The 12,555-nt window shown below is 45.9% G+C and carries 20 protein-coding genes; 14 read left to right on the top strand and 6 right to left on the bottom strand.

The window, feature by feature from the left end; translation table 11 throughout:
- Positions 1-33: 33 nt before the first annotated feature.
- The 3 genes from EYR25_RS07365 to EYR25_RS07355 are packed head-to-tail and all read right to left on the bottom strand — an operon-like array spanning position 34 to position 1,554.
- Complete coding sequence (locus tag EYR25_RS07365; protein ID WP_133179034.1) at positions 34-771, bottom strand: beta clamp domain-containing protein; 738 nt, start codon at positions 769-771, stop codon at positions 34-36.
- Positions 772-830: 59 nt separating this feature from the next.
- Positions 831-1,109, bottom strand: coding sequence for a hypothetical protein (locus EYR25_RS07360; RefSeq protein ID WP_133179032.1), 279 nt, complete (start codon positions 1,107-1,109; stop codon positions 831-833).
- Entirely contained in the window at positions 1,102-1,554 is a 453-nt protein-coding gene (locus tag EYR25_RS07355; RefSeq protein ID WP_133179030.1) for a hypothetical protein, read from the bottom strand. The genes EYR25_RS07360 and EYR25_RS07355 overlap by 8 nt, the downstream gene beginning before the upstream one ends.
- Positions 1,555-1,857: 303 nt before the next feature.
- Here EYR25_RS07355 and EYR25_RS07345 point away from each other — a divergent pair, with 303 nt between their 5' ends.
- Positions 1,858-2,202: a hypothetical protein gene (locus EYR25_RS07345; RefSeq protein ID WP_133179021.1), complete on the top strand. Its 345-nt coding sequence runs from the start codon at positions 1,858-1,860 to the stop codon at positions 2,200-2,202.
- Positions 2,203-2,741: 539 nt separating this feature from the next.
- The gene (locus tag EYR25_RS07340; protein ID WP_133179020.1) at positions 2,742-3,389 is read left to right on the top strand and encodes a tail assembly protein; all 648 of its coding nucleotides are present in this window, start codon (positions 2,742-2,744) and stop codon (positions 3,387-3,389) included.
- Between the two features lie 67 nt (positions 3,390-3,456).
- Here the strand turns inward: EYR25_RS07340 and EYR25_RS07335 are convergent, their stop codons facing one another.
- Genes EYR25_RS07335 through EYR25_RS07325 form a run of 3 tightly spaced genes read right to left on the bottom strand, consistent with a single transcriptional unit; the run spans position 3,457 to position 5,475 of the window.
- Positions 3,457-4,353 (bottom strand): exonuclease domain-containing protein, encoded by an 897-nt coding sequence (locus EYR25_RS07335; protein ID WP_133179019.1) that lies wholly within the window; start codon positions 4,351-4,353, stop codon positions 3,457-3,459.
- A gap of 12 nt (positions 4,354-4,365) precedes the next feature.
- The gene (locus tag EYR25_RS07330) at positions 4,366-4,788 is read right to left on the bottom strand and encodes a hypothetical protein (RefSeq protein WP_133179018.1); all 423 of its coding nucleotides are present in this window, start codon (positions 4,786-4,788) and stop codon (positions 4,366-4,368) included.
- 27 nt (positions 4,789-4,815) lie between these two features.
- On the bottom strand, positions 4,816-5,475 hold the full coding sequence (locus tag EYR25_RS07325; protein WP_207953680.1) for a LexA family transcriptional regulator: 660 nt from the start codon (positions 5,473-5,475) through the stop codon (positions 4,816-4,818).
- 90 nt (positions 5,476-5,565) lie between these two features.
- On the opposite strand from EYR25_RS07325, the gene EYR25_RS07320 reads away from it, so the two are divergent.
- Genes EYR25_RS07320 through EYR25_RS07265 form a run of 12 tightly spaced genes read left to right on the top strand, consistent with a single transcriptional unit; the run spans position 5,566 to position 12,551 of the window.
- Complete coding sequence (locus EYR25_RS07320) at positions 5,566-5,823, top strand: helix-turn-helix transcriptional regulator (RefSeq protein WP_165953474.1); 258 nt, start codon at positions 5,566-5,568, stop codon at positions 5,821-5,823.
- 32 nt (positions 5,824-5,855) lie between these two features.
- A complete protein-coding gene (locus EYR25_RS07315; RefSeq protein WP_133179015.1) occupies positions 5,856-6,365 on the top strand; it encodes a phage regulatory CII family protein in 510 nt (169 codons plus the stop codon).
- Positions 6,358-6,552, top strand: coding sequence for a hypothetical protein (locus tag EYR25_RS07310; RefSeq protein WP_133179014.1), 195 nt, complete (start codon positions 6,358-6,360; stop codon positions 6,550-6,552). The genes EYR25_RS07315 and EYR25_RS07310 overlap by 8 nt, the downstream gene beginning before the upstream one ends.
- Positions 6,552-7,016, top strand: a complete 465-nt coding sequence (locus EYR25_RS21330; protein WP_243729940.1) for a hypothetical protein — start codon at positions 6,552-6,554, stop codon at positions 7,014-7,016. Before EYR25_RS07310 ends, EYR25_RS21330 begins: the two co-directional genes overlap by 1 nt.
- Before the next feature lie 56 nt (positions 7,017-7,072).
- Positions 7,073-8,155, top strand: a complete 1,083-nt coding sequence (locus tag EYR25_RS07300; RefSeq protein ID WP_133179013.1) for a replication protein — start codon at positions 7,073-7,075, stop codon at positions 8,153-8,155.
- Positions 8,136-8,687 (top strand): replication protein P, encoded by a 552-nt coding sequence (locus tag EYR25_RS07295; RefSeq protein ID WP_243729939.1) that lies wholly within the window; start codon positions 8,136-8,138, stop codon positions 8,685-8,687. Before EYR25_RS07300 ends, EYR25_RS07295 begins: the two co-directional genes overlap by 20 nt.
- Positions 8,671-9,063, top strand: a complete 393-nt coding sequence (locus tag EYR25_RS07290) for a hypothetical protein (RefSeq protein ID WP_133179011.1) — start codon at positions 8,671-8,673, stop codon at positions 9,061-9,063. Before EYR25_RS07295 ends, EYR25_RS07290 begins: the two co-directional genes overlap by 17 nt.
- Complete coding sequence (locus EYR25_RS07285; RefSeq protein ID WP_133179010.1) at positions 9,060-9,575, top strand: hypothetical protein; 516 nt, start codon at positions 9,060-9,062, stop codon at positions 9,573-9,575. The genes EYR25_RS07290 and EYR25_RS07285 overlap by 4 nt, the downstream gene beginning before the upstream one ends.
- Positions 9,566-10,150: a hypothetical protein gene (locus EYR25_RS07280; protein ID WP_133179009.1), complete on the top strand. Its 585-nt coding sequence runs from the start codon at positions 9,566-9,568 to the stop codon at positions 10,148-10,150. Before EYR25_RS07285 ends, EYR25_RS07280 begins: the two co-directional genes overlap by 10 nt.
- Positions 10,151-10,717, top strand: coding sequence for a TIGR02642 family protein (locus EYR25_RS07275; RefSeq protein WP_133179008.1), 567 nt, complete (start codon positions 10,151-10,153; stop codon positions 10,715-10,717).
- Entirely contained in the window at positions 10,717-11,316 is a 600-nt protein-coding gene (locus tag EYR25_RS07270) for a hypothetical protein (RefSeq protein ID WP_133179007.1), read from the top strand. The genes EYR25_RS07275 and EYR25_RS07270 overlap by 1 nt, the downstream gene beginning before the upstream one ends.
- On the top strand, positions 11,316-12,551 hold the full coding sequence (locus tag EYR25_RS07265) for a tyrosine-type recombinase/integrase (RefSeq protein WP_133179006.1): 1,236 nt from the start codon (positions 11,316-11,318) through the stop codon (positions 12,549-12,551). The genes EYR25_RS07270 and EYR25_RS07265 overlap by 1 nt, the downstream gene beginning before the upstream one ends.
- Positions 12,552-12,555: the final 4 nt, after the last annotated feature.

Genomic DNA, 12,555 nt, shown 5'->3' with positions numbered 1-12,555 from the left:
CTCTATTCCTTCTTTCGTGAATGGCGGCAACTATCAAGCGGCGCTTGACTGTTCAGGCTTGGGTGAAGTGGTTTGAGTGGCGGATTCGGGAGCTGGCTCGACTGGCTGATGGCCTGCAAAGTAAACAAACTCTGCTGGATTAGCTCGTTCTGATTCGTCCAAGGTCAAGGGCATGATTATTGCGACGATTTCTTTTTTTAAGCCCATGACTGCAATCAGAGAATTCTTTTCTGCTAGGTGCAAAACAGCACCGTTAATCTTGCAGTAATTCAATTTTGATAGGCGGCTGAGCAGGTTAACATTCATGCCAATTGTTGATGCTGGCTTTAAGTTTTCATCACTTAGCCGTGATTTAAAGAGTTTGCCTGCATTTGGGTAACGACCATCGATTGGGTTAATAAACTCAATGTGAGTAATTAGCTTACGTTCCTGAGTGTCTAACGCTTCAAAGGTGGTGAAGGTGTCAACGATTTCGCAAATCGATGTGAGCATAGCCACGCCATAGTTGATAAAGATGTTTTGAATAGACGGTAAATGCTTTTTGTTGGCGGCTTTTAGCAACTCTTTGCTGATTGGGTAAATGTAGTCGCCATCGGTAAAGCCATCCTCATCATGGATGGTGACGAGGCAATGGCCGTCAGTGGCGGTAAGTATCACGCCTTTTTCGGGGTGCGGCTTTACGTGAAAGCCGTTGAGAAAGTAACGAACATCCTGTTTTGCGGCGAACGCTGCCAGCATAGGCAGGTATTGAATGTTGAATTTGGTTTTCATGGTGATTGCTCACTAGGCTGATGATGGAATTGATGAACTTGTAAGGATTACTTACAGGTTTAATTTGAAGTGCTGGCGAGTCGTGCATATTGGGCATCAAGCAGGTCTTGTGAGCTGCTGTAGCCGTGTTTTTGCTTTATCTCTTGCCAGCGTTCAATTAGCCGATCCCAAGTGTTCTTCGATTCTGGGTAATCGATAATCAGCTGGTTTAATTCGGCTATCGAGCGATCGCAATAATCGGCTATGGCGTTGCCTTTGGCTTGCCGTTCTTGCTCTAGCTCATTTGCAAGCATGGCGACTAGGGCGTCGCTGGTGGCGTGGGCCTGTGCATCAAACATGGCTACTTTCCTTAAAATTGGCAGCCTTAAAATTGGAAGCCTTAATCATTGGCTGGCTTGCGTGATGATTTGCGTGGTGAAAACTGCGGTTGAGCCAGCTGATGGTTCTATCGCTTACCGTGATATTGATTGCTGGTGGCTCGGCGATGCGGGTGAGTTTTACACGGCCGCTGCGGCTGACTTGGATGTTTGCCACTTCGTTTAATTTGGTGGTTTTAAGCGGGGCTTCGTCCAGTTTGGTAACGTGGTAGCGCTCGCGGAAGGCGTAGCTGCAAACATGGCTTTGCAAGTAGGCCTCGAGTTCGTTTTTACGCTGGATCACCGTTGGGCAATGCATTAGGTCTGGCAATTGGGCGAGGCGACAAGCAATGCTGAGGTGTAACAGCAGTTGCGATTCTATGGGTAGCAGTGGGGCGCAGTGATGCGCTGCGATGGGGTGGGGCATAGGTCACCTCGCATGGTTTATTTGGGTTGTTTTAATGGGTTGGTTTTGTGCTGCGCTGTTGGCGCTGGCGCGGTTTAAAGCAAATCGAAGGGGATTAACTTGGCTAATAGCATTAGCACTAGATCGATAAAATCAGGTTGTTGGGCTTTCTGTTCATAAGGAGTCATGGCTTTGCTTCCTGCAGTTTAACTGGGCAACTATCCGGTTATTCCGGATAGTTGGGTTTAAACGTTGTGCCCGTTTTTTAATCACGTTGGGCCTCGTGATACGATTGGAGTTCCTACACAACCAATCGAGAAACTTATGCTTAATAAAATTAAAGGCAGGCTTCGTCATATATCTAGGCGATACATATACACTTCAATTTCTGCTGTGGCGTTATTTGCTTTTGCTAAGATGCTGAAAACATCAATAATTTACGATAAAGAAATCGTTTTTATTTATGGATTAGCTTTTTTGAATTTATTGTTTTTTATTATTTTGTGCCTTTCTATTTATCATGATGTAAGACATTACAAACAACAAATAACTGATGTACGCAGTTATCGCAACGAGGTCAACAAGCTCAGAAGGCTTCAATCCAAAGGCGGTGAAGGCGTCAAATCTGTCAAAAATAAAGTGAGCGATCGTCACAACAACGTCGATTAAAAGAACCACCCATATTGAAACCCAGCACTCTTTAATTTTCATGTTTTACTCTTTTCAATTTACGGTTGGCTTTATCGCTGGCTCTCGCAAGAGCCAGCTGTAAAACCGATTGCACACATAGCGGGTCATTCGCACAGTTAAGCCATCCAGCAAATTCACCCCTTTATCTGGGAGGTGATACCCGGTCGCCGCTGATTGCATGCAATTTTTTCGTTAGTGAATTTCCGTACCCCATCACTAACAACCTTGGGGTGACCTAGTCCGTGCCTCTGCTAGTGCAAAGGCTGGGTTTAGTCGTTCATGGGCCAGTCTGTTAAAGAGCGTGATTAGAATCTTTTCATTTCCGTTCTAATCGATGTGCTAAATGTACATAACGTATACTTTAACGTCAATACAAAATGTACATTTATTTTTTGTTTAGTGTATTATTGCTATACCAACAAGGTGGCAAGGATGTAGATGTACAAAGTGTTATGTCTAAAAACATCATTTCTTGATTGGTTTAAAAAGCTATTTGGTTGGATTCTGGAGGGGTGATCGTGGATAAAAATCAATGTACAACTATCAAATTGTCAGGTTCGCTAGCAGCTAAATTTGGCCGTGAGCATAAACGCTTTCTCGATACAGGCACGACGACTGAAGCCTTTAGCGCCCTTAAAAACACGTTGCAAGGTTTTGAAGGGTTTATTAAGGAGCAAGCAAAACTTGGGTTGCGCTATGCGATTTTTCGTAATGGCCGCAACACTGGGCAAGATGAATTTGATTTAGCCGGCACTCGCGAGATCAGGATTGTGCCAGTGATTGCTGGGAGTAAGCGTGGTGGAGTGCTGCAAACAATTGTAGGGGCTGTATTGATTGTTGCTGGCGCATTTTTATATTACACGCCATTTGGAGCGCCTTTAATTACAGCTGGTATAGGTATGGTTGCTGGCGGTGTGGTGCAAATGCTTTCACCGCAAGCAAAAGGATTAAAGGGTAGGGAAGCCGCCGAGAACGCGCCAAGTTATGCCTTTGGTGGTGCAGTGAATACCACTGCCGCAGGTAATCCTGTCGGCATTGGTTACGGTAAGCGCCGTATTGGTGGCGCCATTATCAGCGCGGGGATTTATGCCGAAGATATAGCCACCACTAAGCGACCAATACAATCAGGCGGTGGCACTGGCGGCAATGGCACACAAGAGCCATAACAGTATCTTTGTTTTGATAACCCGCTTAGGCGGGTTTAAAACATTTAAATTAATTTTATTGAGGTATTTATCCTTCAATTAGCTCCATAAATTCATCTTCATCTAAAATCTGTATATCAAAGCCTTCGTCAATTAGATCTTGCGCCTTTAGTTGTTTACTAGAAATGCCACTCGGGCCAACTAGGTTTTCATCCTGCTCACCAACGACTAAATAATTGGTCTTTTTAGATACGCCAGTTTTAATTTCTAGCCCTAGTTCTGCTGCGGATTCAAAGGCTTCTGCTCTGCTGATTGATAGCTCGCCAGTAAAGACGATAGTCTGGCCGTATAGTTCGCCATCTTCATTGGGTGGGTAAGCTTTGTGATCCGCGCCTTTTGGTTTACCGAATGCCGATTTAGGTTTGATTTCGTTAATGTGACCAAGGGTGACTGCGGCACACATAAACACTCGGCCAGCGGCAATTGCATCGGCTTTGGCTCGGTGTGCTTCATCAAGAGGAATATTGCAGTGCTGTGCTACCGTAGCTAATTTGTAGTTAGGTAAACTAAATGCTGCTTTTGCCAGATTTAATGCACAGTGGTACTGATTAGTAAGCACTATACCAACATTAGCGAACTCAGCATCTAAAAAGCCTTTATCAAATTTTGCATTGTAGGCCACGATAGGTAGATCACCGATAAAGGCTTTTAAGTCTTGCGCGAGCTTTGCAAAGGGCGGCTGGTCTACCAACATCTTGTTGGTGATGCCTGTGATATTGGTTATTTTGCGCGGCAGTTTTACCGCAGGATTGATCAATGACTCAAATACAGGGTGATCGTTAGATAGGAGATCAAATTTAATTGCGGCAATCTCGATTATCTTGTCAGTTTCGGCCTCAAGCCCAGTGGTTTCGGCATCTAATGCAATAAATTTGGTCGGGATGTATGGGTGTTTAGCCAAAAACTCTGCGGTTTCCTTATCCATTATACTATTCCTTTAGTCTTTATAAATTCCGCTAGGTAATATTGCCATGCTGCCAGATTGCTCAAGAGCAACTCTATATATTTTATGTTGGCCTTTTTTTATCGATGTTTCTAACTGTCTGATACTGCCGCTGATGCATAATCCGTTACCTGATGGCTGTAAACCAAGAAACATTTCGCCCTCATTGACATGGAATGTTGCCTTTTCTGACACATCTAAAGTTGCCGCTAATTCTTCATTAATAAAAAAATTAATGTTGCAACCACTTCCTAAGAAGCCACTATCTCTGATAATCGTGATGGTTGAATCGCCAGCAACATTATTTTTAATGAACAAGCGATCATCAGGAACTTGCTTGGCATTTTTGAACGAAACTTCCGAGGTGGCGCAGCCAGTTAGTACGCATAGGATTAGCGAAGCAATTAACAATTTCATGGCAATAATCCTTTATATTCATAAGTTTTAGAAAATCTTGATCTTGGCATCTACTACCACACCAATGATTTTACAATTTCCATTTATTGGTAGCGTAGGGTATGCGTTGTTTAGTGGCTTAAGAAACTTTTGCCCAGCATCCACTACCAACTTTTTAAATGTGGCCTCATTAACATCAGTTAGCTTTGCGACCACAAATGATCCATTCAGCCTATCTCGATCTGGATCAACAAGTATCAATGTTCCCTCAGGAAAGCTAACTCCAGATGGAGATGTCATTGAGTCACCAATCACCCGTAGCCAAAAACAATGTTCACTTGTTCTTTCGGTTGTTTCATACCATTCGTCTGAAGCTGATGCTGGTGATTCCTCAACGGCCTCTGACCAAACCCCTGCTTTTACATAGCTAATAACGGGGAATTTTTTTAGGTATTTGGTAGATAAATTAGCATTGCTAACATTAGCTAGCGCTTCGTCTGGATATTCAAGCATTCCATCTGAATGCAATACCAGTGAGTCTAAATTAAGACGCTTTAATATTGATGCGATCTTACTTAACGAAGGTTCTCTTCTTCCATTAAGCCAATGCCCCATTCCGCCAGGAGTTACTTCTTCTAACTCAGCGAGCCTTTCTTGGGTAATCCCAAGCTCTTTCATTCTGGATTTAACCAGCTCATTCCACTTCATTTTCATCCTTAAAATGTACGATATGTACAAAAACAATCAATAAACATAATGTACATTTATGTTGATAACGAAATATACATAATGTACATTATGGAAAATTCCATTATTGAGGTAGCTATGCAGCATATCCGTCAAGTTCGAGTAAAAGCAGGTATCTCGGTAAAAGATATTGCGAAGTTAATTGAGACTGATGTTTCAAGCTTTTATCACTATGAAAAAGGGAGGAGAACACCCGATTTCAATCAGTGCTGGAAGATTGTAAACGCTCTAAATCAACTCGGAGCCAAATGCACCTTCTCTGATGTATTTCCTAACCCTATTGAGAATAGTGACGGAAAGGTTGCTTAACTGCTCTTGTTAATAGCAAGGATATCTAACCTATGAATAAGCACACATTAAAGCGCGAGTCACTTTTATGTTCCGATCCTCTCTACGCCGCCCATGCGCTTGGGCACGATTACGGGGTAGATAAGCTGGCTAAGGATTTATTCCAGCAGCCCGGGGTGATGTACAACAAATTAAACCCTGAGAACGACAGCAATCATCTGTATTTGCGTGATGCGATACACCTGACTGAGCTGGCCGACGATGACCGCATTTTGTCGGCGTGGTGCCATAGCCGCGGCGGGGTATTTGTAAAGCTGCCTGAGTCGGTGAATTGCGATGAAGAGCTAAGCGATCAGCTGTTATTGATTAGCGAGCAGATGGGTATTGCATTGGCCGAAATTCGTGACTCCCGCGCTGATGGGGTGATCACCCCTGATGAGTTTGAGTGCATTAGCCGTGAGCTGACTAAATCCGTACGAGAAATACTGTCGCTCAAAGCGGTAGTGAGTAGCCAAGTGCGCACAGTTCATCCCATTCCAGCTAAGAGCGCGCAGCATGAGTGATGTTATTGATGATGCCGCAATCGAGCATGAAGCGCATATCAAGGCCGCTTTATCTGTTCGCCAACCTACGCTGCCTTTTACTGGCCAGTGCCATTACTGCAAGGCAACTGTTTCAACTAATCAACATTTTTGTGATGCCGACTGCCGCCACGATTACGAGCGGTTAAAGGCGAATGGGAGAGTGTGATGTTTAAACCAGCAAGAATGATAACCAGTAATTTTCGGCTTTCAGCTTTATGTGTGGATGGAGGATCTTCACCTTGGCACGGTTGGTTGTTTGTAAAGATTGACGGTGAATGGTGTCCATTTAGAAAAGCTAGTCACGAATCAGTGAAGCCTTGGGAGTTACTAGCCAACTGGTCAACTATACAAAGAATTGATGAACAAAATCAGTTAACTGATAACTCATGCGCCGATTTTTGCGGAAGCAATAGTGCAGATATCCCTTACACACCTGAAGAAGATGCCGAGTTCGCTCGCATTGAGCGCAATCAACAAATTTCCGAGTTTTCACGCATTGAGCGTAATCAAGAGATTGCCTTGTTAGCCAATGTTATTCGCAAATCACCGACGACGAGTGCTGAGGCGATTGCTGCGCGGGTGTTGGATGCGGGTTATCGCTTTGATAGTTCGGCTGTGCGATTGAAATAAGAAAGCCCACTAGAGCTGTGGCGGCTGTGGGCTTAATACCAAGAGAGGCAAAAACAATGGTACTGGAATCAATAGATAGCGTCAATCATGGCGCTGGTGGCAGTAATGTGGTGCCGTTACGGCCCGTTGCTGAGCACAAACAGCAAACGCGGGGTGGGGTGGTGAAAGCAGATTTGGATGATGGTTATTTACGACTCTCCAATACGCTGGTGGACGCCCTGTGTCGCACGAAATTAAGCGATCGTGAGAGTCGTGTTTTATTTGCTGTTATCCGTAGAACCTACGGTTATGGCAAGGCCACAGATTGGGTATCTTACAGTCAAATAGAAGAAATGACTGAGATTGATACTGACAACGTATCGCGGGTGATTAGAGGCTTATTAAAGCGCAATGTGCTGATAAAAGAGGGTAAGAAAATCGGGGTTAACCCGACAGTTTCTTCATGGGCTGATAAACCAACTAAAGCCAAAACTGTCAATTCTGACAGTGAAAATGCCCCGTCTATTCTGACAGTAAAACCTGTCTATTCTGACGGTGAAGCTGTCTATTCTGACAGTAAAACCTGTCTAGATAGACCCCCACAAAAGAAAGACAATATTACAAAAGACACAATACAAAAGATCTCTTCGTCGCACATTGCTGACGCAATGGCCGACATGCAGGTTAAACCCGATGCCGCTATTCAAACGCCAAACGGCAAGCTTTGGGGCAGTGCAGACGATTTAACCTGTGCTGAGTTTATCTACTCCCGCGTGTTGATGGTTAACCCCACGGCTAAAAAACCTAACTGGCCAGACTGGGCTAACCAAGTGCGTTTAATGCGCATGCAAGACAACCGCACTCACCACGAAATCTGCAAGCTGTTTAAGTTTGCCAATACCGACTCGTTTTGGGCGAGCAATGTGTTATGCCCAAAAACCCTCCGTAAACAATGGGACAAACTAAACGCCAAACTGCTAGCGAGATCATCACATGAAGCCAATACAACAACTGCTACCGCAAACCCTTCACGCTATGAACACTCCACAGCACGAGTCTTCCGCGAACTGCGGGAAATGGCAGAGCAGCTCGAGCATTCAGCAGATCACCACGGTGGTGGCAACACAATTGATGCCGACTATGAACCTATACAGCCGTGATTTTAGCAATCGCTTTGGCGCTGAGCTTGGCAGTGTAGTGCAGGAGTTTGTTAAGCAAATCGGTGAGGCTGGCTTGAGTGTGAATGAGGTGATTATCGGCATTGAGGCCTTTAAACAACGTGCTGCAACTGCGCCTTGGAGCGTTAACCCCGCTGAGTTTGTGGCGATGTGTACGCCTACACCTGAGCAACTTGGATTACCCAGCGCCGAGCAGGCTTACCGTGAGTGTTGCGCCCATGGTCGCTGGCCGAGTGAGCACAAGTGGAGCCATGGCGCGGTGTTTGCCGCAGGCCGTGAAACAGGTTGGTATGAGCTGCAAAATCGCACAGAGCAGCAAACATGGCCCTTGTTTAAACGCAACTACGAGGTGATGTGCCGCCGGGCAGTGAAGGGTGAAAGTTTTGATGCCTGTATCCCTAAAGCGCTTGCAGCCCCTGTAAACAAACCTGTTGAAAGCCAAAAGGCTTGTTCGATTATCGCTGATTTGCGCCAAAAGTTTGGGCTAAGGACTGCCAATGGCGCTGGCAATTAAACACTTACCAGATGATGCCCCTGATTTTTATAGCGCGATTGTGGCGCCTACGTCTGTTGATACTGCTGCTAGTCAAGTCGTGCAAGAGGCGGTTAATGATGCGGAGTTGTTTGTACCAAAAGCGGTGACTGCCGCTGAGTTACGCGCCCAAGGCTTTATGCGTGAACGCGAACTACCGCAAATATGGCATTGCCGCGGTGGAGAGTCGGACATTGAGAAGATTGTAAAGCATATGTCGGTGATCCCTCCTGAATTTAAGCATTCCGTATCAATCGAGTATGAGCGCTTATTTGCCATTGGTGGGCGCCTTGGACGTAAACAAGCCAATCAGTTTTTAGTAAGGCAGTCAAAGCGGTTTAGAGGGGTAGCGGTGTGATTCGTATTGGTATTGATCCTGATCTCACTAAAAGCGGCGTAGCCACTGTGGTGGACGGCAAGATACAGCTGCTTAAGAGCATGGGTTTTAGTGAGTTGATTGAGTTTGTCCTTAGCAGTGCTGCGAGTTCGACTTGCACTGTGTTGCTCGAAGATGTGGATAACAAAAAGCCAGTATTCGCCAGCAAGTTAAAGCGGACTGCCAAAGGCCAAAACCCATTGCTTGCCTACGTTGGTCATGCACCAAGCCAAGGCGGTAGTGAATTTAAGATCAATATGAGCAAGGCCGAGGACTTGGGAAAAGTGAAAGCCACGGCAAGATTAATTAAAGAAGTACTCGAGGACAAAGGGATTACCGTGACTTTGGTTAAACCGCTGCGTGGCCCAGTGAAAAAGGCTAAGGATAGCAGTGTGTATTTTAACAAAATCACCGGCTGGACTGGCCGCAGCAATGCCGATACCCGCGATGCTGCGTTAATCGCCTTATTTGGCAAGGGGGATTTATGCCGTTAAAAGCCCCATTAGCTGAGCGTTTAGCGCGTGGTGTTGAGTTGTATGTAAACCAAAAGATGACGCTTTTAGAGAGTTCAGCTGCTGCGCCTGTGTGCCGTAAAAAACTCACAAAAGAGTTAAAGGACCGCGGGTTATTGCGCAAGGAGCCTAAAAAGCTCAGCGAGAAATTTGAAAAGGCCATCAAGCTTTATGTTGATGAAAACTTATCTGTTTTTAACGCTGCGGCCAAAACAGGCGTATGCAAGACGACATTATCAAAAGTATTAAGAGAGCGCGATTTACTGCGTAATACGGCCGAAAAGAGCGCCGCCAACTTGGAGCAAGCGATTGCCTTGTATGTAGCTGGCGCCACGATTTTTGCGGCCTCACGCCAATCCAAGGTTGGCAACCAAACCTTAGGCGATGCGCTAAGTGCCCGTGGATTGCTGCGCAAGCATCCAGAACGTAAGCCAACGAGCACTGTATCGCGCCAAGATCCGCTTGAGTCGGCCGAAAGCCGTGTATCAAGCATGGCACTGAGCATTATTCATTCCGCTGCCCGTGCTGCAGCTAACCACCAAGGAGATGGCAGATAAATGATTTCAATTGAGCGCTTGTTTGAGCTGCTATCTCCACGCGGGTTATCGGTTGGTGCGGCGGGGGGTAAAGGGGTTTTTAGTAAGGAGGATGCTATGGGTGTTGTTGCACAGGTACAGGGTAAGTACCCCGTTGGGGTGAAAGTGTTAGAGGCGACCATTTGCGGCGATGTAGATGCTGAGGATGTACTCGTTAAGTCGCTATGTAAGCAGTATGAAGTGGATTTTAGGCCAGTTGCCGCAGCGGCGTTGGCAAAGCTCGCCGTAAATGAAGTGTGCGGTACCCGCGTTTGCCCTAAGTGTAAGGGAACAAAACTCAACTATCACCGTAATGGTGAGTGCAAGCACTGCAGCGGTACCGGGAAGATGTTGAACACCGTTGAGCAGCTGACTAAATCGTTTTGTGATTTGAGTGGCGCAAAGATCACGACAGAGCAATTTAGCCAGCATTTTTACGATAAGTATATGGATGGTGTAGATGCACTGCATCAGCACGAACATGACGCAGCTCGCTTTGCTAAAAAAGTGCTGAGAATGGTTGGCGAAGAAATGGGGCTAGCGGGTTGATGATTGAAACGGTAAGCGACTTAGTTAAACGGCTTAAAGCGGAGGCAGATCAACTCGAGTCTATGGGTTCGGTTGATCTGGCCTGTGGTGTTGAAGCGGCGGTAAGGGTTATCTGCAATGAACTCGATGGACACCTGCCCATTGGTAATGCTGACTATCACCGAATTGAGCCATTAGAGAGGATAAATAAACGCTTAATGTCAGCGCTGGCAGCGCAGTCATCTATTAATGAGCGCTTTGATTTGCACTGTAAACAGCAGGTGTTATCTACGCCTGAATACAAGGCTTTAGTGAGTGCTAAAACGGCCATCCATCAGCAGATTAATGCGTTGCCAAAGTGCAATGCCTGCCGCGGGGTTGGCAAAGTTAAGCCGATGTTCGAGCTGTATCCTTGTGATAAATGCGGCGGTTCTGGCGTTGATTTAGCGGCTAATGGCGAGCTGATTAAGTTGCAGCAAGCGTTGATACTGGCTGAGTTTGAGTTGATTGAAAAACTGACTGCAGCGCTGTTTAAGGTGGGGTTATCAGCGGCTGATAAAGAGGCGATCTCGGTTGAGTATTTTTATGCTGATTGCCGAACTAACCTGAGGTGCGACTGATGGCCATAGCCTGTATTGCCTTAAGTGATGCGGCCATTAAACGGGCTGTAGCCGATGAATCAATTACCGAGATTAGGGACCCACGCTATCCGCTACGGTTGCGCCTTGGCAGTTCGCGTAGTCGTGGCAGTTGGTATTTAGTCACCAATAAAGATGGCAAGGCGAATTGGTCAAAGGTGGCTAACTGGCCGCTGGTGAGCGCTAAGGCGATCATCGATGATTTGCCCACGTTGAGCATTCAACATCGCCAAGACCAAAGCGTGAAGGTGAATACCTGGTTAAGTTGTGGTGGCTTGCTGAATTGGTATTTAACCCGGGCACAATCCGACACCAGCTTATCGATTAAACGGCGCCGCAATATCAAATGCACCATCGTTAAACATTTATTGCCGGTGCTAGGTGAGGTGATGCTGAGTGAGCTCAATCATCATAAGGTCGATGAGTTATTAATTTGGCCTCTGCAGGCGCGTTATTCTATTGGCAGTGTTCGCCAGTATTACGCCGTGCTGCGCAAGGCATTTAAGCAAGCGACAGTGCTTAAGTTGATTACTGATGATCCGTTGGCATCGTTAAGTTTTACGGATTTTATCGCTACGCCAATTGCCACCAAACCGCCTCAATTGCAGGCAACGGATTTGCCTAAGCTGCTTAGTGACCTTGATACCGCTAGTGATAGTGCTGCGTTACTGGTGTTTATCATGTTGGCTTACGGTACCCGCATTGGCGAAACCCGCTTACTTAAGTGGAGCTATTACGACGAACTCAATGCTAAGTTGGTGATCCCCGCGAATATCACCAAAACCCATGCTCAACTGACTATCCATATCTCTGGCCTGATGGCCGATGTATTGCGCTGGCATAAGTCCATGCAAGCTGCAGCAGGTTATCGCGGCGGGTACCTATTTCCGCATCCTTGCCGTAACACTGGCTTAGATGAACGTGGTGCTAATAGTTTGGTTAAACAGGTGAGTGTTGGTGAATGGACGGCCCATGATTTACGCAAACTGGCTCGCTCATGTTGGGCTGATTTGGGTATCGATTACATGGTGGCCGAGCAGATGTTAAACCACTCCATGACCAAGCTAGACCAAGCCTATATACACACCTATTTGGCTGACCAAAAGCGTGAGGCTATCGAGCTCTGGCATAACCATTTGCTATCGATACACCATCCATTTTCAGCACGATTAAATCAAGACAGTTTCAAGATAGAAAATATTAGCAAAACAGCTTAAAGCC

The sequence above is a fragment of the Shewanella decolorationis genome, assembly GCF_004354305.1.
In the GTDB taxonomy this organism is placed as follows: Bacteria; Pseudomonadota; Gammaproteobacteria; order Enterobacterales; family Shewanellaceae; genus Shewanella; species Shewanella decolorationis.
Note: the sequence above shows the minus strand (reverse complement) of the source record. Positions and strands in the feature narration are given on the sequence as shown.